Genomic DNA, 26,682 nt, shown 5'->3' on the forward strand with positions numbered 1-26,682 from the left:
AATTGTTTTAGAATATTGAACCACTGATTAAAGTTACTACAATTAACATCACATATAAAGACAATAAAATTATTGTAAAAACTCCTATAAATTTATAATGAGATTTTAAAAGTTCAAACGCATCAGCTAATGTTTCATCGTTTTTAGAAGCCAAAGCCTTCTTCATTTTTGTAGAAAACTTCATTAAATAATATACAGGAAAAAAATAAATAACACCTAAAAACAAATAAGTTATAGTCATTGTCATTCCTAAATCAATTGGAAAAGCTTGTGGTTGTGCTTGCTGAATGGTTGCAAATATTAGATTAGAAAATAAAGCTAAAATTACTAAAAAAGCAATTCCTATAAAACCAAGAATAGATAAAAAGAAAGCCCATTTTGCAATCTCTTTTAAAAAGGATTTAGATTTATTATTAATGGTAATTTGCTCTAATTGAGTAATCGGATTTCCTATCATATTATAAATTTATTTAATTATTATAATTTCAAAAATAATAAAAAAAGCCACTAAAACACAAATTATATTTTGTGAAATAGTGGCTAATATATGTCATAAGAAAAATTATTTCTTAAATTCAGAAATAGTTTTCTTTATTATTGAAATACAATCCATTAATTGCTCTTTATTCATAACTAAAGGTGGTGCAAAACGTATAATATTACCGTGAGTAGGTTTTGCTAATAAACCATTATCTCTTAGTTTCATACAAATATCCCAAGCTGTTGAACTCTCTTCAGTATCATTAATTAAAACAGCATTTAGCAACCCTTTACCTCTTACTGATTTTACTAAATCTGCTGTTTTAGCAAATTCTGCTAGTTCAGTTCTAAAAATTTTACCTAAAGCTTCTGCATTTTCTTCTAAATTTTCTTCTTTTACAACTTCTAATGCAGCAATTGCAACTGCAGCTGCAATTGGGTTTCCTCCAAAAGTAGAACCATGATTACCTGGTTTAATAACATCCATAACATTATCATCTGCCAAAACACCAGATACAGGGTACGCTCCTCCACTTAATGCTTTTCCTAAAATTAGAATATCTGGTTTTACATTTTCATGATCTACCGCTAACATTTTACCTGTTCTTGCAATACCTGTTTGTACTTCATCTGCAATAAATAATACATTATGATCTTTACATAATTTTTTTGCTGCAGTTAAATATCCTTCAGAAGGCACATAAACACCCGCTTCTCCTTGAATTGGCTCAACCAAAAATGCTGCAATATTATTACTACTTTCTAACGCTTCTTGTAATTCTTGTAGGTTATCATATTCAATTTTAAGAAATCCTTTTGTATATGGACCAAAATTCTTTCTTGCTACAGAATCATTAGAAAACGAAATAATTGTAGTTGTTCTACCATGAAAATTGTTTTCACAAACAATTATTTCTGCTTTATTTTCGTTAATTCCTTTTACTTCGTACGCCCATTTTCTTGCTAGTTTTAAAGCTGTTTCTACAGCTTCTGCACCAGTATTCATTGGCAATAATTTATCAAAACCAAAAAGCTCAGTAGCAAATTTCTCATATTTACCTAACATATCATTATAAAATGCACGAGATGTAAGCGTTAATGTTTTTGCTTGATTTATCATTGCATCTACAATTTTAGGATGACAATGTCCTTGGTTTACTGCAGAATAAGCAGATAAAAAATCGTAATACTTTTTACCTTCTACATCCCAAACATGTACTCCTTCTCCTCTACTTAACACCACTGGAAGTGGATGATAGTTATGAGCTCCATACTTGTTTTCTAATTCAATCGCTTGTTGCGAAGTTAATTTGTCTAAAACAGCCATTTGTTTTGTTTTAAATGTTTATAATTAAATAACCATTCCTGTTCTACCTTTATCCTTTCAGCTTTAACTGAAAATTCAGCGTGGGAAAGAAATCATCCTCGAAGTTCTACAAAAGTATGATTTTTTTCATCAGTGACTTTATTTATTTTTTAGTGTCTTAACAAATAACAAAAATTAACTAAAAAAACAGAAAATGAATCAAATTTTAGAAACGTACAATCAAATTACAGGTAGCTTTGGAGCGCCAATTTCAGCATTAATTATTATAATTTTAGGATGGCTACTTGCTGGAGTTCTTAAAAAAGTTATAAAAAAATTATTACAAAAATCTGGTATAGACGATAAATTAACTAGTAAAGTAAAAATTAGCGATATTATATCAAAAATTATTTACTTTCTAATTATGATGTTTGTTTTTATGCTAGCTTTAGAAAAGTTAGGTATGACAAGTGTTTTAGAACCTGTTAAAAATTTATTAAACGGTTTTACAAATTTTATACCTAATATAATTGGAGCTGGTTTAGTTGGTTACATTGGTTATATGTTGGCAACAATCGTATCTGAATTAGTTGGTCTTTCTGGTAACACCATAAAAAAGTTTGCCCCAAAACTAAACTTGCCAGAAAACATTAACTTAGTTACCATATTAAAGAAAGTTGTATTTATTTTTATATTTATTCCTTTATTAATATCTGCTTTAAATATCTTAAATTTAACAGCTGTTTCTGAACCAGCTACAGATATGTTACAAAGCTTTTTTGAGGCAATTCCTAAAGTTTTAGTAGCAACAATTATCATTATAATATTTGTTGTAGGTGGTAAATTTTTAAGCGGATTGATAAAAGACTTATTAGATAGCTTAAATTTAAATGAAGTATTAAAAAGTGCTAATCTAGATGGTTTGTTAGGTAAAACGAATGTTGAAAAACTAATTGCAAATATTGTTTATGCATTTATTGTTTTATTTGGTGTTATTACTGCTATAGAAAAATTAGAATTTTCTAAATTATCAGAAATGATGAATACCATTGTAAATCTTGGTGGTAACATTTTATTCGGATTAGTAATTTTAGCAATAGGAAATTGGATTGCAAACATAGCTTCTAAGAGCTTTATGAAATCTGGTGATAATATATTTGTTGGCAACGTTATAAAAGTAGCGGTTTTAGCAATCTTTTTAGCAATAAGTTTAAGAAGAATGGGTATTGCAGACGATATTATAAACCTAGCATTTGGTATTACTTTAAGTGCAGTTGCATTAACAATTGTTTTATCTTTTGGGTTAGGTGGTCGTGAAGCTGCTGGAAAACAAATGACAAAAATTTTAGAAAAATTCAATAAATAATATACGAGCCTATATAAATTTTAACACCTTAAAAATTATTTTTTAAGGTGTTTTTTTTTATAAAAGCCCTAAAAAATCTATTTTTTTTATTAAAAAAAGTAAATAGTTCTAAAAATTACGACTAAAAAAACACAATTTTATTATAAAAATTATATCACAAATAATACTTATTTAATAGTAATCTTTTAAAATAATAACTTTACTTTTCGTATCTTAAAAGTGACCTTTTAAGCATCTATTGTGTCTTAAAAATAAACTTATAAATTTTTATTATAAAACTTATTAAAAACCAATTTATCAATGAAAAAAATAACAATTCTAATTTTACTACTTACTGTTATTATTAGTTGTAAATCTACTTCTGTAGGTAATACTAAGTTAGACAACAAAACAGAGAGAATTCTAAAAGGAAATTGGATTATTTCTGGAGTTAACTTTCCTGGATCTAATTATATAAATGTTACTTCTTTTAATTTAGGAGATTCTAAATGCTTAATTAATAGCGAATGGAGTTTTATTTCAAACAATAATAAAGGAGAAATGAAACTAAATAATTCTAGTAGCGTTTGTAAAGATTACAGCTCTCCAATTACTTGGTATATAAATAAAGAAGGCAATTTTGTTTTTAAATTTATCAATAATTATAAAGCAAAAGAAGTAAATAATGGCTATGTTTTAGATATAAAAAATGTATCTGAAACTAGTTTTGATTTAGTTGACAAAATAAACGTTGCTGGAGAAATTAAAAATATTACTTACACATTTCAAAGAAAATAATTTTAAAAAAATACACAATGAAAAAAACAATAATTTATAGTTTAACAGCCATATTTATATCTGTAAGCACATTATCATCTTGTAAAGCAATAAAAAATGCAAACAATACTCAAAAAGGTGCTGGTATTGGTGCAGCAGCAGGATCTATTTTAGGTGCAGTAATTGGAAATAATGTTGGTAATAAGAAAAACTCAGAATTAGGTGCAATATTAGGCGGTGTTATTGGCGGTGTAGCTGGTGGTGTAATTGGTAATAAAATGGATAAACAAGCACGTGAAATTAAAGAAGCTTTACCTGGCGCAGATGTAGAAAGAGTTGGTGAAGGTATTATGTTAACTTTAGGTGAAAATGCTGTTAGATTTGCAACAAACAAATCTAATTTAACATCAGCAGCAAAAGCTAATTTACAAAAATTAATACCTGTACTTAATAATTATGAAAACACAAATATTGTTATTTATGGTTATACAGATAGTACTGGTAGTGTAACATATAATCAATCTCTTTCTGCTAAAAGAGCTAGTTCTGTAAAAAATTATTTAGCAACAAATGGTATTAATGCTTTAAGAATTAAAACAAAAGGCTTAGGTATTAACGACCCGATTGCTACCAATGAAACTGCAGAAGGAAGAAGTAAAAACAGACGTGTTGAGTTTGCAATTGTTGCCAATGAAGAAATGGTTAAAAATGCAAAAAAAGAAGGCGGAAATTAACTAAAATATATATTTGACTAAAAGGCTACTCAATTGAGTAGCCTTTTTTGTTTCTTCAAGCTATATTTTCCTTAATTTTGCTAGCTTCTAAATAACTGAAAATGCCACGTAGAGAACGAAATAAATTTGTAAAAAAGAATCAAGTTTTAGAATTAAGAATTGAAGATTACGCTTTTGGAGGAAAAGGTATTGCAAGAATACATTCTGAAGAAGGTAGTTTTGTTGTTTTTGTTCCCAATACATTACCTGGTCAATTGGTAAAAGTTCGTATTAGTAAATCTAGTAAAAAATACGCAGAAGCTAAACTAATGGATGTTATTGAGCCTTCAGAAAACGAAGTAGAAGTTCCTTTTCAAGATATTCCTGGAGCTCCTTACATTCAATTACCACTAGAATTACAACATCAATATAAAAAAGAAAGTACATTATCTCTTTTTAAAAGAATTGGTAAAGTAGAAAATATAGAAGATTTATATGATGAATTTATATCGTCTCCAAACGTATTTCATTATAGAAATAAGATGGAATATGGTTTTTCTGCAATTGGTTATGATAGAATTAACAAAACCGATAAAGACGAATTTACACTAGGTTTTAAAAGACGTGGTGTTTGGTGGATGGGAGATAATCTTGAAAAAGATTCTGGTTTGTTTGATAAACAAATGGAAGACAACCTAAAAAATATTCGTCAGTATTGTATAGAAACGGGGTTAGAGCCTTGGCATGGCCCTAAAAAAGAAGGATTCTTTCGTTATTTTGTAGTTAGAAAATCTTTTAAAACAGATGAGCTATTATGTAACTTAGTAACTACTTCTCCAGATCTAGATAAATTTGATTTAAACACGTTTGCTAATTTTCTAAAGGATATTTTTGGAAATCGTTTAGCTGGTTTATTACATACAATAAACGATGAAACTGGTGATAGAACGATTGCTACTTCTGGAAGTTTAGAACTGGTGTTTGGAAAAGATAAAATTGTAGAAGAATTATTAGGTTTAAATTTTGAAATCAGCATGAAAAGCTTTTTCAAACCAATCCTAAATGTGCAGAAAAATTATATTCTAAAGTGGTAGAATATGTTTTAGAAGACAAAACTAAAGTAGACAATACTGTAGTTATGGATTTATTCTGTGGTACAGGAACTATAGGACAAATTGTAGCTTCTAGAAGTGAAAATGCAAAAATAGTTGGTGTAGATATTGTAGCTTCTGCTATTGAAGATGCAAAGAAAAATGCAAAAAGAAACAATATTGAGGGTTTAAAATTCTATGCGGCAGATGTTGGTAAATTTTTAATTGCACATCCAGAGTATCAAGATAAAATTAAAACAATTATTTTAGATCCTGCTAGAGCAGGTATTGCACCTAAAACATTACAGAAAATCATCAATTTAAATGCTGATAGAATGGTATATGTTTCTTGTAACCCAGCAACACAAGCAAGAGATACAGAATTGTTAAGTGAAGCCGGTTACAAAATTAAAAAAATTAGTTTGGTAGATCAATTTCCTCATACAAGTCATATAGAGACTGTTGTTTTGTTTGAGAAAGGTTAGAGTTCGAAATCTTAGAAATATCCATATTTGCTAAATATGGATATTTTATATACTTTTATGTTTTAAAATATCATAAATTATGAATATAAGTTTCACAAAACAACAAGAAGAATATATAACTACTCAAGTAGAATCTGGTGAATATCAAAATAATAGTGAAGTTATTAGAGATGCGTTAAGACTTCATACTGTTTACAGAAATAAAGTTATTAATGATTTAAAGATTGAAATTGAAAAAGGGCTAGAAAGTGGAATAAGCAAACGCTCTGTAAAAGATATTATAGAATCTAAGCGTAAAAAATAAAATGTCTAACCTCAAAAATTATGAATTAACTAATGAAGCTGATGCAGATTTAGAGTATATTTTTGAATATTCAGAAAAAAGTTTTGGTCAAACTCAAGCTATAATTTATTTATCTGATATTGAGAAGATTTTATTTCAATTATGTAAACAGCCCAATTTAGGAAGGTTAAGAAATGATATTAAAGAAAATACTTATAGTTTAGCTTTTCAAAAACACATTATTTTCTATACAATAGAATTTCAAAAACTAATTGTTATTAGAGTTTTACATAGCAGCAGAGATATGCCTAAATACTTGAAATAAAATAGCACGAAAAACATCAGCATAAATACAGTTTATAAAATCATAAAGATGAAACCTTATAAGATTATTGAAAAATTTAACTAATGAAAAAACTTACAGACTTCGAAATCAATAAAAAATTAGAAAACCTTATTGATTGGGAATATTATGACAATGCATTACATACCGATTTTGAATTTGATAATTTTAAAGATTGTATGTCTGCAATGAATAGAATTGCATTTGAATGTGAGGCTTTAAACCATCATCCAGAATGGACAAATATTTATAATACTTTAGATATTACGCTTACTACGCATGATGCAGATGGTGTAACAGAATTAGATTTTAAACTAGCAAGTGCTATTAATACAATAGTAGAAGTTGAAGAAGAAGATTAATTTTATGAGAAAAATATTTGCATTTCTTTTTTTATCAATTATCATTTTATCAGCTTGTGAAAAAGATGATTTTTGTGTAAAAAACCCAATTACGCCTAATTTAGTTTTACGTTTTTATGACACAGATAATAGAGAAACCTTAAAAGATGTAAGTTCTTTTTATGTTTGGGCAGAAGGAAAAGATACTATTTTCGAAAATGTAAAAACTGATTCTTTATACATTCCTTTAAATAGCTTAACCGAAGAAACTATTTATAATTTATCATCAGGAAATATTGTAAATAAATTCATCATAAAATATACTCCAAAAGATGAATACGTTTCTCGTTCTTGTGGATTTAAAGTAATTTTTAATGACGTTTCTTTTATTTCTGATAATACTTGGATCAAAGATTTTACACCCGAAAACATAACTACAATAGACAATCAAAATGAAGCTCATGTACAAATATTTCATTAGCATTTTCTTTCTTTGTGTTTTTGCTAATAGTTTTTCTCAAAAACAAGAATTCAAAGAAAACAATAAAGATACAATCATTTATAGATCTCCTTATGGTATTCGTTTAGGAATGGATATAAGCAAACCAATATTATCTAGTATTAGGGGCACTTATAGTGGTTTTGAAATTGTAGGAGATTATAGAGTAACAAAACGTTTATTTGTTGCTGCTGAACTTGGGTTTGAAGAGAAAACAGATAATGAAGATTATACAAACTCTACAGCAAAAGGTAGTTATGTAAGATTAGGGATAAACTATAATGCTTATGAGAATTGGTTAGATATGAATAATGAAATATTTCTAGGTTTAAGATATGGTTTTAGTTTATTTGATCAAACACTTAACAGTTATACACCTAATGTAAACAACACTTACTTCCCTTCAAACATAATAAATACACCAATAACTACATCTAATTTAAATGCACATTGGTCTGAACTAATTGTTGGAATTAAAGTAGAAACGCTAAAAAACTTATTTGTTAGTTTTAGTGGATCTTACAAAATATTGATGAGTGTTAAAGAACCAGAAAATTTTAAAACTTTATATTCTCCTGGATTTAATACAATATTCGAAAGTAGTACAGGTTTTGGTTTTAATTATACTATTAGTTATTTAATTCCATTTCAAAAAAATAAAATAGAGCTAATTGTTAAATTTTATTAACTTTATCCATTGTTAAAACTTATTATTATGAACAAAATACCTAGTGTAAATTTAGCTGACTTTTTATCTGATGATAAAAATAGAAAACAAAAATTTATAGATGAAATTGGTCATGCTTATGAAAACATAGGTTTTGTGGCTTTAAAAGGTCATTTTTTAGATGATACTTTAGTCGACAACTTATATTCAGAAATTAAGAATTTCTTCGATTTACCAACTGATATTAAAGAAAAGTATGAAGTTCCAGGAATTGGAGGGCAAAGAGGTTATGTCTCTTTCGGTAAAGAATCTGCAAAAGGGAAAAAAGAAGGAGATTTAAAAGAATTTTGGCACTTTGGTCAATATGTAGATAAAGACTCTAAATATGCTAATGAATATCCAGAAAATGTTACTGTTAATGAATTAGCTAACTTTAATGCCGTTGGTAAGCAAACTTATCAAATGTTAGAAAAAACTGCAAAATTCGTTTTACGCTCTTTAGCTTTACATTTAGACTTAGAAGAAACATATTTTGATAATTATATAAAAAACGGAAATAGTATTTTACGTCCTATTCATTATCCGCCTATTAAAACAGAACCTAAAGGAGCAGAAAGAGCTGCTGCACACGGAGACATTAATTTAATAACTTTATTAATGGGAGCTCAAGGAAAAGGTTTACAGGTTCAAAATCATAATGGCGATTGGATTGATGCTATGGCAGAACCAGACGAATTAATGATTAATGTTGGAGATATGTTGTCGCGTCATAGTAATAACAAATTAAAATCTACAATTCATAGAGTTACAAATCCGCCAAAAGAAATGTGGGGCACATCGCGTTACTCTATTCCATTTTTTATGCATCCAGTTTCGGATATGAAATTAGATGTCTTAGAAAATTGTATCGATGAAAATAACCCAAAACAGTTTGAAGATATTACTGCTGGTAATTTCTTAGATGAACGTCTAAAAGAATTAGGATTAAAAAAATAATACAATTTTCAATAAGTAATTATCATTGATCAGAAATTGATAATTATTTATTGATAAATGACAATTAAAATATGGATTTTAAAGATCAGTTAAAAAACTTATTTCCAGAACATAAAGAATCTGAAGAACCGGTTAAGGAAAAATCGAATATTTGGTTGCAAGAAGACCCTATAATTTGCAAATATGAAAAGCGAAAAGGAAAACCAATAACAATTTTAGAAGGTTATAATGGCGCTACTTCAGATTTTAAAATACTTGCTAAAGAAATAAAAACAAAGCTTTCTGTTGGTGGAAGTTTTAAAGATGATAAAATTATTATTCAAGGTGACTTTAGGGATAAAATTATGACGATGTTAAAAGATAAAGGTTTTAAAGTGAAACGAGTAGGCGGGTAATTTTTATACTTACACAATAATTTAAAGCAAGGAACGTTATCAATAAATTATGGAGGGTTCTATATTACATATTACAAACGGAGATACTACTACTAATTATCTTCATAAATTAAATTTTTCTGGAGAGTTTATAACTTGGAGAGAAATGCTTTGTGAGGGGAAAACAACTACAGATGTTGGTAGTGAAGATTTTTGGAAAAATAGATTCGATTTTTTTAAAACTTCTTATAAAATAAGTAAAAAAAGTTTATTGATTATACTGTAAAAGAATATCGTAATCTCTGTAATAAAAAAGGGCAAAAAGAAATTGTTTTATGGTTTGATTACGATTTATATTGTCAAATAAACATGCTTGCAGTAATTAGTTGGTTAAAACGATATAGAAATGGTTATCAGCTTTCTTTAGTTTGCGCTGGTAAACTAAAAGGTTCTAATAAAATGTTTGGATTGTCAGATTTAAATTCAAAACAAATTCACCAACATTATAAAAATAGAATCGAATTAAAACAAGATGATATTGAATATGCAGATTATATTTGGCAATTGTATTGTTCAGATTCTCCATTAAGGTTAGAAACGGTTTATAAATTTAATCCAATGTCTCCTTTTAAATATTTATCAACTGCATTAGAATTACATTTGCAACGTTTTCCTTCTATTAAAAACGGATTGAATACAATTGAAAACACAATTTTAAAAACAAGTTTAGAACATAAACCTACCTCTAAAAATCAATTAGTAAATAAATTAATTAATAATGAGGATTCTTACGGTTTTGGAGATATTCAATACCTGAATTCAATCGATAAAATGAATCAATTATTTTCTTCATTTAATCCTATTACACTTTCTAAAAAAGGAAAACAAGTTTTAGAAAATCAACTTAATTTTTATAGCCAAATTAGAAATGATATTTCTTATCTTGGAGGCTCTAAAAAATATAGCTTTTTGTATCAGAACGAATCTAAAAAGCTATTACAAATTACATCATAAATGAGTATAAAACAATCTGAATTAATCTTAAATCCTGATGGAAGTATTTATCATCTAAATTTAAGACCAGAACATATTGCTGAACATATTATTTTTGTTGGAGATCAAGATCGAGTAGACAAAGTTACCCAACATTTTGATTCGATTGAATTTACAACTCAAAAACGCGAATTTAAAACGACAACAGGTATTTATAAAAATAAGAGAGTTTCTGTAATTTCTACAGGAATTGGTCCCGATAATATAGATATTGTAATTAATGAGTTAGATGCTTTAGTAAATATCGATTTAGAAACTAGAATTATCAAAAAAATCATACACAATTAAATATTGTAAGAATTGGTACTTCTGGTTCTCTACAAAAAGACATTCCAATAGATTCTATTTTATTAAGTTCTCATGCTTTAGATATAAATGGTATGCTTCGCTCCTATCAAGTTGATGAAATATCACACTCTGAGATTGAGGATGCTTTTGTGAAACATACAAATTGGAATCCTAAAAAGACATACCCATTAATAGTTTCAAACTCTAAAGAATTATCAGAAAAAATAGCATCAGAAAAAACATTTACAGGTATTACAGCTACTGCTGGTGGTTTTTATGGTCCTCAAGGAAGAGTTTTAAGATTAGCTTTACAAGATTCTGAGTTAAATAATAAAATTGATAGTTTTAATTTTAATGGAAATAGAATTACCAATCTAGAAATGGAAACTTCTGCTATTTATGGTCTTGCTAAATTATTAGGTCATAATGCGGTTTCTATGAATGCAATAATCGCAAACAGAGCTAATGGTACTTTTAGTGAAAATCCAGGTAAAATTGTAGCTGATTTAATTAAATATACACTCGATAAATTAGTGGAATAAATGACTAACCTAAAAGTTGGTGGTGTACCAGAGCATTTTAATTATCCTTGGTACATAACTTTAAAAAATAAGGAATATAACGAGCATAACATTAACCTACGTTGGCAAGATTATCCTGGAGGAACCGGACAGATGTGTAAAGCATTAAGGGAAGGTACTGTAGATATTGCTATTGTTTTAACAGAAGGCATAATTAAAGATATTGCTGCTGGAAACCCTTCGAAAATTTTACAAACCTTTATAAAAACTCCATTAGTATGGGGAATTCATGTAGGCGCAAAATCTTCTTTTAATAAAATTGAAGATTTAGAAAACGCTACAATTGCAATTAGTAGGTTTGGTTCTGGCTCTCATTTAATGGCTATTGTAAATGCTCATAATCAAGGTTGGGATGTTTCTAAACTTAAGTTTAAAGTAATTGGAAACTTAGAAGGTGGTATTGATGCTTTAACAAATGGTGAAGCAGATTATTTTATGTGGGAGCATTTTACTACTAAACCACTAGTAGACAATGGGATTTTTAGACGTATTGATGATTGCCCAACTCCATGGCCTTGTTTTGTAATAGCAGTAAGAAATGAGGTTTTAGAAAACAACTTTGAAGAAGTTAAAAAAGTTTTAGACATTATAAATTCTGAAACCAAAGACTTTAAAAAACGTGATAATATTGATGAAACTTTAGCCAAAAGGTACGAGCAGCAATTAGAAGACATTCAAAAATGGTTAAAAATAACAGAATGGAATGATGGAAAACCTATCACAAAAAATTTAATTACTCGTATTCAAAATAAAATGGTACAATTTAACGTTATACAAGAGAAGAAAAACTCAGGAGAATTCATAAAAAACATGTACCTTTAAATCGTAAAATAAGTTTCAATGAAAAAAACAGTATTTATTGCAGTTTGTATTTTAGGAGTCATTTGTTTTTCTTCTTGTAGAAGCACAAGTTCTTCTTGTGGTTTAGCTGATAATACAACAATCCAAACAACATTAAAACAAGCCGATTTAGTTTAAATTATCTTGTTTCTTAATTTCAAATTCAATGAATCCGCTTTTTTAGCGGATTTTTTTTGCTTTTATTCTAAAGTTCCTTCTCTACCAATCTATTGGTTTCTCTCCTATTCCTTCTAAAAAATTATTCGTTTTAGAAAAATGTTTACAACCAAACCAACCTCTCCAAGCTCCTAATGGAGATGGATGTGGGGCAGTATAAACAGTATGTTTTTCTAAATCTATTAATTTCGATTTGCTTTCAGCAAACTTTCCCCAAAGAAGAAAAATAACTTTTTCTTTTTCTTGAGATATTTGCTTTATAACTTCATCTGTAAAAACTTCCCATCCTTTTTTCTGATGACTTCCAGCCTCATGAGCTCTAACTGTTAATGTTGAATTTAATAATAAAACCCCTTGTTTTGCCCATTTTTCTAAATTACCACTTAATGGAATCTCATTATTTAGATCTGAAGAAACTTCTTTAAAAATATTTTTTAATGAAGGAGGATGTTTAATTCCATCTTGTACAGAAAAACACAATCCGTTAGCTTGATTTTGATCATGATAAGGATCTTGACCAATAATAACCACTTTTAAATCATTAAAAGAACAAAAATCAAAAGCAGCGAAAATGTCTTCTCTCTTTGGAAAACATTGTTCGTTTTTATATTCAAATTCGACAAAAGTTATTAAATCATTAAAATAAGGTTTATCAAATTCTGGTTGCAAAATTTTTTTCCAACTATCAGCTACTTTTACATGCATAGTTTGTTATTTTTGTAGTAATATCAAAGATAATATTTTGAGTAAAAACATTTCAGAAAAAACATTACAAGATTTAGAATTTTCTACGGTTTTACAACACGTTTCAGAATATTGTATTTCTGGTTTGGGTAAAGAAAAAGTTCTAGAAATAACACCAATAGATAAAAAACAACTATTATTTAAAGAACTTCGTTTAGTAGATGAGTATCTAACTTCCTTTGAAAGTGATAATAGAATTCCTAATCATGGATTTGATAATATTACAGAAAGTGTAAAGCGTTTAGCAATCGAGAATAGCTTTATAGAAACAGATGCATTTTTAAAAATTGCCACCACATCACTTACTGTAAATGAGCTGATTAAATTTTTTAAAAAATTCAAAATACAGTTTCCAACATTTTTTGAGATTTCACAAGAAATAGAATTTACTACTTTAATTGATGATGAAATTAAAAAAATTATTGATATATCTGGAGAAGTTAAAAACAACGCTTCAATTGTTTTAAAACAATTAAGAAAAGACATTAACAATGTTAGAGGTAAAATTGGAGCTAGTTTTACAAGTGCATTGTCAAAAGCAATAGGTGCTGGTTATTTAGATGATATTAAAGAAACAGTTGTAGATAACCAACGTGTTTTAGCTGTTTCTGCTATGCATAGAAGAAAAGTTGCTGGTAGTTTATTAGGTTCTTCTAAATCTGGAAATATCGTTTATATTGCTCCGCAAGCTACACTATCTTACAGTAGAGAATATCAAAATTTAATATATGAAGAAAAGCAAGAAATAGTAAAAATACTTCGTGCTTTAGCAGAAACTATTAGACCATCAGTTTTTTTAATAAAAGAGTATATTAATTTTTTAATCCACATAGATTGTGTTGGCGCAAAAGCAAAATATGCCCAAGAAATGAATGCAATCTTGCCAAAAATATCAAATAAGAAAAAGATATTTTTTAAAAATGCATATCATCCTATTTTATGGAAAAAAATAAAGAACAAAAAATACATACAGTTTCACAAAGTATAGAACTGAATGAAAAACAACAAATAATTGTTATTTCTGGCCCTAATGCAGGAGGTAAAAGTATAACTTTAAAAACTATTGGTTTGCTGCAAGTTATGCTTCAAAGTGGTATTTTAATACCAGTTGATGAAAAAAGTGAAACTTATATTTTTGACACATTACTTACAGATATTGGTGATAATCAATCTATTGAAAATCAATTAAGTACTTACAGTTATCGATTAAAGAATATGCGCTATTTTTTACGAAAATGTAATGAAAGCACTTTGTTTTTAATTGATGAATTTGGAACAGGTTCAGATCCTGAATTAGGTGGAGCTTTAGCAGAAATTTTCTTGGAAGAATTTTATACTAAAAAAGCATTTGGAATAATAACTACACATTATTCTAATTTAAAAGTACTAGCAAATGAATTAGATAATGTAACGAATGCAAACATGCAATTTGATGAGCGTACTCTAGAACCTTTGTATAGATTGTTTGTTGGACAAGCTGGTAGCTCTTTTACTTTTGAAGTAGCACAAAAAAATGGAATTCCTTATAGTTTAATAAATAGAGCTAAGAAAAGAGTAGAAACCGAAAAAGTGCGATTAGATAAAACCATATCTAAATTACAAAAAGAAAGAAATAGACTTCAAAAAAACTCTGATAATTTAGAAAAACAAAAGTTTAAAGGACAAGAGCATTTAGATAATTTACAGGAAAAAGAACAACGCGTACAAGATAAACTATCTGGTTTTCAAGAATTATATGATAAAAACCAAAAAATGCTTGCCTTAGGAAGAAAAACGAATGAACTATTAAACAAATATTTTCAAACCAATAATAAAAAAGAACTTACAACCAATTTTAATAAATGGGTAACAGATGAGAAAGTAAAACATTTAAAGAAAAACCCAAACAAACCAAAAACTAAAGCTCAAAAACAGAAAGCTAAAGTCGTCGAAAAAAAGCTACAAGAAGTCATTAAAAAAGTTGAAAAAGAGGTTTTAGAAAAGGTTGTTGAAGTAAGAAAGGAAAAGAAAATAGAAGCGATAAAAATTGCCAAAGAAAAATCTGAATACATATACAAACTTAATGATAAAGTAAGAATTATAGACTCTAACTCTGTGGGTACTATAGATAAAATTGACAAGAAAACTGTTACCATAAATTATGGTGTCTTTACAACTAAAACTACTGTCGAAAAATTAGAACTTGTTGAAAAAGCTAAAAAGTAATGGTTCTCCTTTTAAAATACTATTCAATTCTTAATTTCAGTTAAATAGTGTTAATAATGTATTAAAGTGTATTTTTTAATGAAACTTTTATAAGTTTTAAAAGTCTTATAGATATACAATTTAAACTTAAAACACTTATTATGAAAAATTTAAAAACAGTTATCGCAATTTTAGCAATTAGTATTGCAACAACTTTCTCTGCTTCAGCAACTGAAAAATCACCTTCTAAAATTACAAAAAAAATGAGAACCGAAGTTGTTTCCTTATTAGGAGATAACTTAAAAATAGAATTTAATAATTCAGTTACCACTGCAGAAGTATCATTTATGATAAATAATAAAAATGAAGTTGTAGTTATAAATGTAAATTCTGATGTAAAAGAATTTAATTCTTATGTAAAATATAAATTAAATTATAAAAAACTTAATTTAAAAGGTATAGAAAAAGAAAAAATATACATTTTACCTGTAAAAATTAATAAAAAATAACAATTGATTGGTTAGTTGATGCCCATTATTAGTTTAGTTATTAATTTGGGCATTTTTTAAATCAAAAAAGGAAGCAATTATTGCTTCCTTTTTTTGTGTTATTTTGAACAAATAATTATCTAGAAACACTTCCAGATAAAATATTTTTAGGTCCTGTAACCATATTTATAACTGTATGATTCATTGCATTTACTGGCACAACATGTGCTAAAGGTTTTAAAGTAAAAGGTGCTACGCTATTATCTGGACTAGGTTCAACAGAAATAACAATAGTAGATTCTTTTAAATCCGTAGGGAAATTTACTCCAGCGGCAGAACCCATTAGATAATCTTCTCCAGGATAACCAGGACCATCGCTTATAGACCCTTTATACGGTGAAATAGAAGCGTTATCATCTGCTTCATCAACTACTGTAAAAGTTCCTGTACTTACTGGCGTTCCATTTAAGACAACCCAACCTTCGTATTTCCAACCATCAGCTAAAATAGGTAAACCCAAACCTTCAATCGCAGGCATATTTGTATTATCTAAAAACCAAACTCCACTAGCTTCATTACTATCATCAGAATCTGTTGGTGTAGCTAATATGTATTTACCCCAAGAATCGCTTAAAGAACTTATATTACTATTAGTGCTTATTACAATATTATCAGAATTAACTCTTGCATTGCTACCAACAAAATCTCCTGCTAAAATTTTTGTTGCTGCAGGTAAAGGATCATTATCTATGGCTGATTCAATAGAAAGTACAAATTTAGTAGCATTCTGTAAATCATTAATATCTACGTTATAACTTTGTGGAAAATCTATGCTTGTAAATGTTCCTGTACTTACTGGATTTCCATCTACAATTAACCATCCTTCATAAACAAAATTAGCACCTAATTCTTCTAATCCATCTAAATTTACTGTTAATAACCCAGTTGTAGGAATATTTTCTTCGCTGTTATCACAAGAAATAAAAAATATAATTGTTACAAGCAAGTATGTTAATCTTAAAACTTTTTTCATCTTATTAATATTTATAGTTAATGTTAGATGACAAAGTTATTTTATAACAATAAAATTAAATGTTAGCTAGCGAACACTTATGTAATATTTTGAAGTAATCTAATTTCTCTCCTATTAAAATCGATAATACTTTCCTCTTTTAATTCGTTCATAAGAACGTTTAAATTAGATCTAGAAGTACCTATTAAAGATGCAATGTCTTTTTGTGTGTATGGATGTTGTATTACTTTATCTCCAGAATTTTCACAATTATAACCATACTCATCACACAATTCTTTCATAAACTCTAGAAATCGAGTTCGAGTATCTTTAAACAGAATTAATTGAAGTCTTCTTTCTAATTTTTTAAACCTTAGGCCTAAGAATTTATAAATTTTTAAACTAAAGGTTTTATTTTCTTGCATTAAATCGTGCATAGTATTTACATTAATTGGGCAAATCGAGGTAAATTTATCTAAAGATTGTGCAAATTCATTTCTTATTTCTTCTCCTAAAATAGCTTTCTCACCAAACAATTCTCCTTTTGTAAGAATAGCTTTAACAACTTCAGTTCCGTCTTCATTATAATATCCTAATTTTATTTTTCCTTTTTCTATTAAAAATATTTTATTTGCAGCATCCTCTTCAAAATAGATATAATCACTCTTCTTATATACATCAAAAGAATGGCATTTTTTGTATTCCTTAAATTTATGAGGACATAGAATATTAAATAAATTTACATTATCAAGAAACCAAAAATTATCCATTTTTAAAACTTTAAGAGGTTATTATCTAAGTCTAAAAATGTTACTAATACTTACAAAAATGGATTTCTTTATTATTATATGTATTTAAAAATAATTTATAATTAAAAAAGACGATAATCAATGATTATCGTCTTTTTTAATTATAAATTTTAGGTATTTTTTTAAACAAAATATTAAGCTCCTAAAACTTCTGCAACTTTATCTGCAGCTTCTTGAAACTCTGTAGCAGAAATAATTTCCATTCCAGAATTGTCTATTAATTCTTTTGCTTCAACTGCATTTGTTCCTTGTAATCTACAAATAATTGGTACAGTAATCTTGTCTCCCATGCTTTTGTAAGCATCAACAACACCTTGTGCTACTCTATCACAACGTACAATACCTCCAAAAATATTAACTAAAATTGCTTTAACATTTGTATCTTTAAGAATAATACCAAAAGCAGTTTCTACTCTTGCTGCATCTGCAGTACCACCAACATCTAAAAAGTTTGCTGGCTCTCCTCCAGATTCTTTAATTAAATCCATAGTTCCCATTGCTAAACCAGCTCCGTTTACCATACATCCAACGTTTCCATCTAAATCTACATAGTTTAAACCTGCAGCTTTAGCTTCTACTTCAATTGGGTTTTCTTCACGTAAATCACGCATTGCAGCATAATCTTTATGTCTATATAATGCATTTTCATCTAAAGAAACTTTAGCATCAACAGCCATTATTTTAGAGTCAGAAGTTTTTAAAACTGGGTTAATTTCAAACATTGCAGAATCAGACTTAATATAAGCAGTATATAAAGCAGTAACAAATTTTGTCATTTCTTTAAATGCAACACCAGATAAACCTAGATTAAAAGCAACTTTTCGTGCTTGAAAAGGCATTATTCCTAATAAAGGATCTATTTCTTCTGTAAAAATTAAATGTGGAGTTTCTTCTGCAACAGTTTCAATATCCATTCCACCTTCAGTAGAATACATAATCATATTTTTACCTGTAGCTCTGTTTAGTAAGACAGACATATAATACTCATCTGGCTCAGCATCTCCAGGATAATATACATCTTCACAGATTAAAACCTGATTTACTAATTTTCCTTCAGCAGAAGTTTGAGGTGTAATTAACATCATTCCTAAAATATCATCAGAAATACTTTTTACATCATCTAAGTTTTTAGCCAGTTTAACACCACCACCTTTTCCACGACCACCTGCGTGTACTTGTGCTTTTATTACGTGCCAACCTGTTCCTGTTTCTTCTGTAAGTTTCTTTGCAGCTTCTACTGCCTCAGCAGGAGTACTTGCAACAATTCCACGTTGAATTCTAACGCCAAAACTGTTTAAAATTTCTTTTCCTTGATATTCGTGTAAGTTCATTGTCTGATGTTATTTTAAAACGTAACAAAAATACAAATTCAAAACAAAATCCTTGCAAAATTTTAAATAAAGTTAGGCGAAAAAAATTATTGCTTAAAATAAGGCAAAAAATCATTTTAAGATATAATTAACACTTACAAACTGTAACACTTTAAATTTTATCATGTCTATAATTATAATTAACACAGCTTTAAGGATTTTTATAAAAATGATAAATAAATTAGCACTGTGTTTCACACATAATCAACCAATTATATGTTTAAGAAATTATTATTACTACAACTTATTACTGTTTTTACATTTCAAATAAATGCCCAAGAAAACAAAAACAGAAAAAAATAAAGACAACAAGAATTAGCAAAGCTCCTAAAATAGATGGTGTTTTAAATGATGATAGTTGGAAAAACGCTGAGATTTGTAAAGATTTTATAATATTAAGACCTGAAAATGGTGAACTAGTTTCTTCTGAATATCAAACAACAGTAAAGGTTATATATGATGATGATGCTATTTACATTGCTGCGCAAATGAGTGATCCTGATCCTGCAGGTATACCAAAAGAATTTTCAACAAGGGATAATTTTAGTCAAGCAGATTTCTTTTTAGTTACTATTAACCCTAATGATGACGGACAAAATCCTTTTGAGTTTATTGTTCAAAGCACAGGAAATCAAATAGATGCAAAGGTCTCTAATGGAAATGAAGATTTTAATTGGAGTGCTGTTTGGGAAAGTGATGTAACAATTGATGAGAAAGGATGGAATGTAGAAATGAAAATACCTTATAGAGCATTGCGTTTTGCAAATAGAACGGTACAATCTTGGGGTTTCAACTTTCATAGAAGGTTAGAAAAATTAAATTCTCAACACACATGGACACATATTGATAATTCTGTTGGAAGATGGACACAATATGATGGTTTAATTGAAGATTTTCGAAATATAAAACCACCAACAAGATTAAATCTTTATCCGTATGCATCTGCTACAACTACTTCCTACGAAGGTACTACGAGTTCTGACTGGAGCATTGGTATGGATATTAAATATGGATTAACAGATAATTTTACTTTAGATGCAACACTTATTCCAGATTTTAGCCAAGTAGGTTTTGATGATGTTGTACTTAATCTTGGACCATTTGAACAACAATTTACAGAGCAGAGACAATTTTTTACTGAAGGAACTGAGCTTTTTAATAAAGGAAGGTTATTTTATTCGAGAAGAATTGGCGGTAATCCAATAGATCAATTTGATGTAGAATCGAATTTAGGTTCTGATGAAGAAATCACAAACTACCCTGGAAAAGTTACTATGTTAAATGCTATTAAGATTTCTGGTAGAACAAAAAAAGGATTGGGTATCGGTTTTTTTAATGCTATTACAGAAAAAACTGAAGCAACAATAAAAAACAATCAAACTGGTAAAATTAGAAAAGAAGTAATTTCTCCTTTTACAAATTATAATATTTTAGTTTTAGATCAACAATTTAATCAAAACTCAACAGTATCACTTATAAATACAAATGTAACAAGAGATGGTAGGTTTAGAGATGCTAATGTAACAGCATTAGATTGGCATATAGAAACAAAAGATAGTAAATACAATGCAGATGGTTCTGTAAAAATGAGTAATATATCTGATGATATTAATAACCTTAGCACTGGTTACACTTTTGATAATAGTTTTGGATATAATTCTGGGCATTGGAATTGGGAAGTTGGTTATAATTTTGAAAACAAAGACTTTAACCCTAACGACTTAGGCATATTGTTTAGTAATAATGAACAAACTTTTTATGGTAGCGCTGGGTGGAGAACTTTACAACCAACAAAAAAATTTAATAGATATAGCTTTAGATTTTACAACCAATTAAATTACCAACATTATTCTGGTATTTACACTGGTTACAATGCAGGTTTAAATTTTGGTGCTCAAACTAGAAATCGTTTTTCATTTGGAGGAAACTTAAATTACGGATCTGAAAATAAAGATTTTTTTGAACCTAGACAAGGTTCTACAAGCGGTGTTTATTTTTTACAACCAGAAAGAAAAAACATAAACGCTTATATATCTACCAATTCTCAAAAAAATTAGAATTAAATGCTAATGGATATTATACAAGTTTTAGCAAAAACCCAAAAACTAGTTTTGGATTTAGCATAGCTCCTCGTTACCGTTTTACAAATCAATTTTCATTATCCTACAGAATGAACTACAACAAAACCAAAAATGACCAAGGATATGTAGATGAAGACACCTCAAATATAATTTTTGGAATGAGAGATCGTAAAAATTACACAAATACAATTTCTGGTAAATATAATTTTAGCACCAATTCTTCACTTTCTTTAAGCTTTAGACATTATTGGGGTTCTGTAGACTATAACAGCTATTACAATTTAAATAGCGATGGCGATTTAGATCAAAATAATACATATACTGGCGATAATTTAAACTTTAATAGCTGGAATTTAGATTTAAATTATATTTGGCAATTTGCTCCTGGTAGTCAATTAATAGCATTTTATAGAAACTCTATTTTTAACGAAGACACAAATTCTAACTTAGATTTCTTCAAAAATCTAGACAACTTATTTGAACAATCTCAAAGTCATACTTTTTCTGTAAGATTTGTATATTTTATAGATTACAATAAGTTAAAAAGCATATTTTAATTCCCCAATTTTTTACTTAAAAAACGGATATGCTTCTCAAAAGTATGTCCGTTTTTTTATACATTAGTACCTAGAATTATTTTTTATGATTATTACAAAAAATATCCATAAATATTATGGAGAAGTACAAGTTTTAAAAGGCCTTGATTTACATATAAAAAAAGGAGAAGTAGTTGCTATTGTTGGCCCTTCTGGAGCAGGAAAAACAACTTTATTACAAATATTAGGCACATTAGACACACCAGAAAATGGTCAAGATTTTGAATTAAAAATTAACAATATATCTCTTAAAAACCTTTCTGATAAAGAACTATCTAGTTTTAGGAATAATCATATTGGTTTCATTTTCCAATTTCACCAACTTTTACCAGAATTTACAGCCTTAGAAAATGTTTGTATTCCTGCTTTTATAGCAAAAAAGAGTAAAAAAGAGACAGAAGTAAGAGCTAAAGAACTTTTAAATTTTTTAGGTTTATCTCACAGAATACATCATAAACCAAGCGAGCTTTCTGGTGGAGAACAACAAAGAGTTGCAGTAGCAAGAGCTTTAATAAATAAACCTGCAGTAATTTTTGCAGATGAACCTAGCGGAAATTTAGACAGCGAATCTGCTAAAAATTTGCATGAACTTTTTTTAAACTTCGTGATCAATTTGGCCAAACCTTTGTTCTTGTTACACATAATGAAGAATTAGCTAATATGACCGATAGAAAATTAACAATGATTGACGGAAAAATTACATAAAAGAAGATGACAAATAATGAGCTCAAGGAATTTTTAAATGAAAAAGTAACATACTATAACAATCCAAAATTTATTGAGACAGACCCTATTCAAATTCCACATTTGTTTTCTAAAAAAGAAGATATAGAAATAGCAGGGTTTTTAACTGCAACCATATCTTGGGGAAACAGAACAATGATTATAAAAAACTCTTACAAAATGATGGAGTTGATGGATAATACTCCTTATGATTTTGTTTTAAATCATCAAGAAAGGGATTTAGATTCTTTTCGGAACTTTGTACACAGAACATTTAATTATATAGATTTTCAACAATTTATAAAATCATTACAACATATTTATAAAAATTATGAAGGTCTAGAAAATGCACTTTTAATTAAAGATAATACCTCTAATTACCAAACTGCTATTCATCAATTTAAAAAAATGTTTTTTGAAATTGATCATCAAAAGAGAACACAGAAACATGTATCTGACCCTTTAAAAAATTCTGCGGCTAAACGTATAAACATGTTTTTAAGATGGATGGTAAGAAATGATAATGCTGGTGTAGATTTTGGCATATGGAACTCTCATAAAACCTCTAACTTATCTTGTCCATTAGATGTTCATTCTGGCAACGTTGCTAGAAAGTTAAAACTTCTATTAAGAAAACAAAATGATTGGAAAGCATTAACGGAATTAGATAGTAAATTAAGAAAATTAGACAAAAACGATCCTGTAAAATATGATTTTGCTTTATTTGGATTGGGAGTTTTCGAAAAGTTTTAATAAGAAATTAACATCATTATTTTACTTCTAATTTTTATAATACTTTAGTAGAATCTAAAAAAATTCTATTATAAAATGCAATTTAATAATCCGAATATTTTATACTTTTTAGCACTTCTAATTATCCCCATTTTGGTGCATCTTTTAAATCTACAAAAATTTGTAAAAACACCTTTTACCAATGTTGCTTTTTTGCAAAAAATTACAAGAGAAACACGTAAGAGTTCCAAGCTAAAAAAATGGTTAATTTTAAGCACACGTATACTTTTATTTTGTGCGATACTTTTTGCTTTTTCTCAACCTTATTTTAGTGATAAAAAAAACATAAAAAAACAACATAATTTTATTTACCTAGATAATTCTTTAAGCACAAACAGCAAAGGAGAGAAAGGAAATCTATTGAAAACTTCTGCTCAAGAGATCATAAAAAACGCTTCTAAAAATGATTTATACTCTCTACAAACTAATAACAATTTTTATAAAAACATTACTTATCCTGAATTAAAAAATAGGTTATTAAACATCGAAAATACTACATCAAAAATTGATTTAAGTAATATTTTACTAAAAATTAGCAACAACAGAAACAACAAAACAAACACTTTAAATAACAACATATTAATATCTGATTATCAGAATACATACATTAAACAGTTTACAAATGTAACACAGCCTTTTTCTGCTATAAAACTAGAAAACAACCAAAAAAACAATATTTCTATCGACAGTGTATTCATAAATAACACTAACACAAATAACACCTTAGTAACTGCAGTAATTAAAAACCAAGGAGAAGAAAAAAACAATATCCCAATTGCTATTTACAACAATAAAAAACTCATAAGCAAACAATCATTTCTTATTAAAAAAGACGAAAGCAAAAACATTTCTTTTACTATTCAAAATCAATCTAATTTTACAGGAAGAATAAAAATAACTTTCAACGACATTTATGCATTTGACAATGTATTTTATTTTAACATAAACAACAACAAAAAAACGAATGTATTAAGCATTGGAAATGACTCAAAATTCTTATCTAAAATTTACACAAAAGAAGAATTCAATTTTACAGAATCTTCATTACAAAACGTAAATTATAATTCCATTTTAAAACAACAATTAATCATCTTAAATGAGTTAGAAGAAATCCCAGAAATCCTGTCAAAAAGTCTTGTTTTTTTTCTAATCAAGGAGGTAATATTGTAATCATTCCAAGCAGTAATTCTAAGATTGAATCTTATAACTCTTTTTTTAAAAAAATCAGCAGCTTAAAAATTTACCCTAAAGTTTCTGACACTTTAAAAATTACCGCAATTAATTACAATCACCCATTATTTAAAAACGTTTTTTCAAAAAAAGTAAACAACTTTCAATATCCTATTACTTATAACCACTACCCTTTTTCTTTTAAAAATAGTAGTAAAATTGTTTCTTTTGAAAACAATTTACCTTTTATAAGCCAAATAAACACCTCTAAGAGTAAAATATACTGGCTATCGAGCTCTATCAACAAAAAAAACAGCAACTTCCTTAATTCCCCCTTAATAGTTCCCGTTTTTTTCAATTTTGGAAAAACAAGCTATAATCACTCTAAATTATATTACTATCTTAATGATGAAAATATTATAGATATAGATATAAATTTAAAGAATGATGAAATTTTAAATCTTTCAAACTTTAATTATTCTTTTATACCAAACCAACAATCATTTCAAAATAAAGTTAAAATAACAACTAAAAATCTGCCAAATAAAGAAGGTTTTTATAGCATAACAAAAAAGAAAGACACACTACAAACTATTGCTTTTAATACTCCAAAAGAAGAAAGCTTACTTCAGTTTTTAGACTTAAACACATTAAGAGAAACTCATAAAAACATTAACACCTCAACCTCAATAGGTGAAGTTTTTAAAAATTTAAACGAAAAAAATGAAGTTCATTGGCTTTGGAAATGGTTTTTAGCTTTGGCAATTGTATCTTTGCTCTTAGAAATTTTTATTTTAAAATTCTATAAACCATGAGTACACTTATTAAAAACGCAACTATTATAGATGCTGAGAGTCCTTTCCATAATCAAAAAAAGGACATTTTAATACGTGATGGAAAGCTTGAAAAAATAGCAAATTCCATTCCAAAAAAAGAGAACTACACTATAGTAGAACTAGAAAACCTTCATGTTTCTTGCGGTTGGTTTGACACTAGTGTTTCCTTAGGAGAACCAGGTTACGAAGAAAGAGAAACCATTAATAAAGGCTTAATTGTAGCAGCTAAGAGTGGCTTTACTTCTATTGCTGTAAATGCCAACACCAATCCTATTATAGACTCTAAATCTGATGTAGAATACTTAATAAATAAAGCTAGTAATTCCCCAATCAATCTACACCCAATAGCAGCTTTAACACAAAAAAGTAAAGGTATAGAAATGGCTGAATTATACGACATGCAACAGTCTGGAGCAATTGCATTTGGAGATTACAATAAACCTATTGAGAATGATAAGCTAATGAAAATTGCGCTTTTATACGCTCAAAATTTTAACGGTTTAGTATTAAGTTTCCCTAAAAACAACACAATCGCTGGAGAAGGTATTGCAAACGAAGGAATTAACAGTACAAAACTAGGCTTAAAAGGGATCCCTTCTTTGGCAGAACATATTCAAATTGCCAGAGATTTATTTTTACTAGAATACACAGGAGGAAAACTTCACATACCTACTATTTCTACAGCTAAGTCTGTAGCATTAATTAAAGAAGCAAAAAAGAAAGGGCTAAATATTACGTGTAGCGTTACAGCTCACCACCTAACTTTAACTGATGATGAATTACATAGTTTTGATAGCAACTTTAAAACAAACCCACCTTTAAGAACTAAGGAAGACGTAAAAGCATTACAAAAAGGTATTAAATCTGGAGTTATAGATATTATTACATCTGATCATAACCCAATTGATATTGAACATAAAAAGGTTGAATTTAGCGAAGCAAAAGACGGTGTAACTGGCTTAGAAACCGCTTTTATAGCTGTAAATTCTGTTTTAGCTTTAGAAGACTTTATTAACTGTTTTACAACAAAACCTAAAGGAATTTTCGGTATTAAAAACTACTCAATTACAGAAGGCAACATTGCAGATATTACTCTTTTTAACCCAAAAACTACAACTATTTTTACGAAGACTAATATTTTATCAACCTCTAAAAACAGCCCATTTATAAATAAAAGGTTAAAAGGTGAGGTTTACGGAATTTTTTCAAACAATCAATTAATCAAAAATTAAATACAT

The 26,682-nt window shown here is 27.9% G+C and carries 24 protein-coding genes and 5 pseudogenes; 23 read left to right on the forward strand and 6 right to left on the reverse strand.

Annotated elements, in window-relative coordinates:
* Window positions 1–7 precede the first annotated feature (7 nt).
* Entirely contained in the window at window positions 8–457 is a 450-nt protein-coding gene (locus N5A56_RS16910; RefSeq protein ID WP_265724365.1) for a DUF5362 family protein, read from the reverse strand.
* A gap of 105 nt (window positions 458–562) precedes the next feature.
* Window positions 563–1,807, reverse strand: coding sequence for an ornithine--oxo-acid transaminase (rocD, locus tag N5A56_RS16915; protein ID WP_265724364.1), 1,245 nt, complete (start codon window positions 1,805–1,807; stop codon window positions 563–565).
* A 193-nt stretch (window positions 1,808–2,000) separates the two neighbouring features.
* Here rocD and N5A56_RS16920 point away from each other — a divergent pair, with 193 nt between their 5' ends.
* The 16 genes and pseudogenes from N5A56_RS16920 to N5A56_RS16990 all read left to right on the forward strand — a co-directional run bounded on the left by N5A56_RS16920 (window position 2,001) and on the right by N5A56_RS16990 (window position 12,600).
* The gene (locus N5A56_RS16920) at window positions 2,001–3,152 is read left to right on the forward strand and encodes a mechanosensitive ion channel (protein ID WP_265724363.1); all 1,152 of its coding nucleotides are present in this window, start codon (window positions 2,001–2,003) and stop codon (window positions 3,150–3,152) included.
* 300 nt (window positions 3,153–3,452) lie between these two features.
* The gene (locus tag N5A56_RS16925; RefSeq protein ID WP_265724362.1) at window positions 3,453–3,929 is read left to right on the forward strand and encodes a hypothetical protein; all 477 of its coding nucleotides are present in this window, start codon (window positions 3,453–3,455) and stop codon (window positions 3,927–3,929) included.
* 17 nt (window positions 3,930–3,946) lie between these two features.
* Window positions 3,947–4,642 (forward strand): YiaD family glycine zipper/OmpA-like lipoprotein, encoded by a 696-nt coding sequence (locus N5A56_RS16930; RefSeq protein ID WP_265724361.1) that lies wholly within the window; start codon window positions 3,947–3,949, stop codon window positions 4,640–4,642.
* A gap of 101 nt (window positions 4,643–4,743) precedes the next feature.
* Window positions 4,744–6,197: pseudogene (rlmD, locus tag N5A56_RS16935) on the forward strand (23S rRNA (uracil(1939)-C(5))-methyltransferase RlmD).
* 79 nt (window positions 6,198–6,276) lie between these two features.
* Window positions 6,277–6,501 carry a type II toxin-antitoxin system ParD family antitoxin gene (locus tag N5A56_RS16940; RefSeq protein WP_265724360.1) on the forward strand — a complete coding sequence of 75 codons (225 nt, stop codon included), beginning with the start codon at window positions 6,277–6,279 and terminating at the stop codon, window positions 6,499–6,501.
* 1 nt (window position 6,502) lies between these two features.
* Window positions 6,503–6,805, forward strand: coding sequence for a type II toxin-antitoxin system RelE/ParE family toxin (locus N5A56_RS16945; protein WP_265724359.1), 303 nt, complete (start codon window positions 6,503–6,505; stop codon window positions 6,803–6,805).
* An 83-nt stretch (window positions 6,806–6,888) separates the two neighbouring features.
* Window positions 6,889–7,185: a 4a-hydroxytetrahydrobiopterin dehydratase gene (locus N5A56_RS16950; RefSeq protein ID WP_265724358.1), complete on the forward strand. Its 297-nt coding sequence runs from the start codon at window positions 6,889–6,891 to the stop codon at window positions 7,183–7,185.
* A 4-nt stretch (window positions 7,186–7,189) separates the two neighbouring features.
* Window positions 7,190–7,645, forward strand: a complete 456-nt coding sequence (locus tag N5A56_RS16955; protein ID WP_265724357.1) for a DUF6452 family protein — start codon at window positions 7,190–7,192, stop codon at window positions 7,643–7,645.
* The gene (locus tag N5A56_RS16960) at window positions 7,626–8,351 is read left to right on the forward strand and encodes a DUF6048 family protein (protein WP_265724356.1); all 726 of its coding nucleotides are present in this window, start codon (window positions 7,626–7,628) and stop codon (window positions 8,349–8,351) included. The genes N5A56_RS16955 and N5A56_RS16960 overlap by 20 nt, the downstream gene beginning before the upstream one ends.
* Before the next feature lie 27 nt (window positions 8,352–8,378).
* The gene (locus N5A56_RS16965; RefSeq protein ID WP_265724355.1) at window positions 8,379–9,326 is read left to right on the forward strand and encodes an isopenicillin N synthase family dioxygenase; all 948 of its coding nucleotides are present in this window, start codon (window positions 8,379–8,381) and stop codon (window positions 9,324–9,326) included.
* 71 nt (window positions 9,327–9,397) lie between these two features.
* The gene (locus N5A56_RS16970) at window positions 9,398–9,721 is read left to right on the forward strand and encodes a translation initiation factor (RefSeq protein ID WP_265724354.1); all 324 of its coding nucleotides are present in this window, start codon (window positions 9,398–9,400) and stop codon (window positions 9,719–9,721) included.
* Window positions 9,722–9,770: 49 nt separating this feature from the next.
* Window positions 9,771–9,986, forward strand: coding sequence for a hypothetical protein (locus N5A56_RS17625; RefSeq protein ID WP_337994869.1), 216 nt, complete (start codon window positions 9,771–9,773; stop codon window positions 9,984–9,986).
* A gap of 83 nt (window positions 9,987–10,069) precedes the next feature.
* Entirely contained in the window at window positions 10,070–10,714 is a 645-nt protein-coding gene (locus N5A56_RS16975) for a hypothetical protein (protein ID WP_337994870.1), read from the forward strand.
* Window positions 10,715–11,583: pseudogene (locus N5A56_RS16980) on the forward strand (nucleoside phosphorylase).
* Window positions 11,584–12,444 carry a substrate-binding domain-containing protein gene (locus N5A56_RS16985; protein WP_265724353.1) on the forward strand — a complete coding sequence of 287 codons (861 nt, stop codon included), beginning with the start codon at window positions 11,584–11,586 and terminating at the stop codon, window positions 12,442–12,444. It begins immediately after the preceding pseudogene.
* Window positions 12,445–12,462: 18 nt separating this feature from the next.
* Window positions 12,463–12,600, forward strand: a complete 138-nt coding sequence (locus N5A56_RS16990; protein ID WP_265724352.1) for a hypothetical protein — start codon at window positions 12,463–12,465, stop codon at window positions 12,598–12,600.
* Between the two features lie 81 nt (window positions 12,601–12,681).
* On the opposite strand, the gene ung is transcribed toward N5A56_RS16990, so the two are convergent.
* Window positions 12,682–13,344 carry a uracil-DNA glycosylase gene (ung, locus tag N5A56_RS16995; protein ID WP_265724351.1) on the reverse strand — a complete coding sequence of 221 codons (663 nt, stop codon included), beginning with the start codon at window positions 13,342–13,344 and terminating at the stop codon, window positions 12,682–12,684.
* 37 nt (window positions 13,345–13,381) lie between these two features.
* Between ung and N5A56_RS17000 the strand changes: the two are divergent.
* Window positions 13,382–15,588 (forward strand): annotated as a pseudogene (locus tag N5A56_RS17000) (endonuclease MutS2).
* A 140-nt stretch (window positions 15,589–15,728) separates the two neighbouring features.
* Entirely contained in the window at window positions 15,729–16,076 is a 348-nt protein-coding gene (locus tag N5A56_RS17005) for a hypothetical protein (protein ID WP_265724350.1), read from the forward strand.
* Window positions 16,077–16,191: 115 nt separating this feature from the next.
* Here N5A56_RS17005 and N5A56_RS17010 read toward each other — a convergent pair whose 3' ends face one another.
* The 3 genes from N5A56_RS17010 to sucC all read right to left on the reverse strand — a co-directional run bounded on the left by N5A56_RS17010 (window position 16,192) and on the right by sucC (window position 19,207).
* Window positions 16,192–17,088, reverse strand: coding sequence for an anti-sigma factor (locus N5A56_RS17010; RefSeq protein ID WP_265724349.1), 897 nt, complete (start codon window positions 17,086–17,088; stop codon window positions 16,192–16,194).
* A 77-nt stretch (window positions 17,089–17,165) separates the two neighbouring features.
* Window positions 17,166–17,837 carry a Crp/Fnr family transcriptional regulator gene (locus N5A56_RS17015; RefSeq protein ID WP_265724348.1) on the reverse strand — a complete coding sequence of 224 codons (672 nt, stop codon included), beginning with the start codon at window positions 17,835–17,837 and terminating at the stop codon, window positions 17,166–17,168.
* A 173-nt stretch (window positions 17,838–18,010) separates the two neighbouring features.
* Window positions 18,011–19,207 (reverse strand): ADP-forming succinate--CoA ligase subunit beta, encoded by a 1,197-nt coding sequence (gene sucC / locus N5A56_RS17020; RefSeq protein ID WP_265724347.1) that lies wholly within the window; start codon window positions 19,205–19,207, stop codon window positions 18,011–18,013.
* Window positions 19,208–19,638: 431 nt separating this feature from the next.
* Between sucC and N5A56_RS17025 the strand changes: the two are divergent.
* The 5 genes and pseudogenes from N5A56_RS17025 to N5A56_RS17045 all read left to right on the forward strand — a co-directional run bounded on the left by N5A56_RS17025 (window position 19,639) and on the right by N5A56_RS17045 (window position 26,676).
* Window positions 19,639–21,884: pseudogene (locus N5A56_RS17025) on the forward strand (DUF5916 domain-containing protein).
* 85 nt (window positions 21,885–21,969) lie between these two features.
* A pseudogene (locus N5A56_RS17030) lies at window positions 21,970–22,628 on the forward strand (ABC transporter ATP-binding protein).
* A gap of 6 nt (window positions 22,629–22,634) precedes the next feature.
* Window positions 22,635–23,399: a TIGR02757 family protein gene (locus N5A56_RS17035; protein ID WP_265724345.1), complete on the forward strand. Its 765-nt coding sequence runs from the start codon at window positions 22,635–22,637 to the stop codon at window positions 23,397–23,399.
* A 75-nt stretch (window positions 23,400–23,474) separates the two neighbouring features.
* Window positions 23,475–24,608: a BatA domain-containing protein gene (locus N5A56_RS17040; RefSeq protein ID WP_274270621.1), complete on the forward strand. Its 1,134-nt coding sequence runs from the start codon at window positions 23,475–23,477 to the stop codon at window positions 24,606–24,608.
* An 811-nt stretch (window positions 24,609–25,419) separates the two neighbouring features.
* Window positions 25,420–26,676: a dihydroorotase gene (locus N5A56_RS17045; protein WP_265724343.1), complete on the forward strand. Its 1,257-nt coding sequence runs from the start codon at window positions 25,420–25,422 to the stop codon at window positions 26,674–26,676.
* The last annotated feature ends 6 nt before the right edge of the window (window positions 26,677–26,682 follow it).

Origin of the sequence: Polaribacter ponticola (assembly GCF_026191475.2) — a bacterium.
Lineage (GTDB): Bacteria > Bacteroidota > Bacteroidia > Flavobacteriales > Flavobacteriaceae > Polaribacter > Polaribacter ponticola.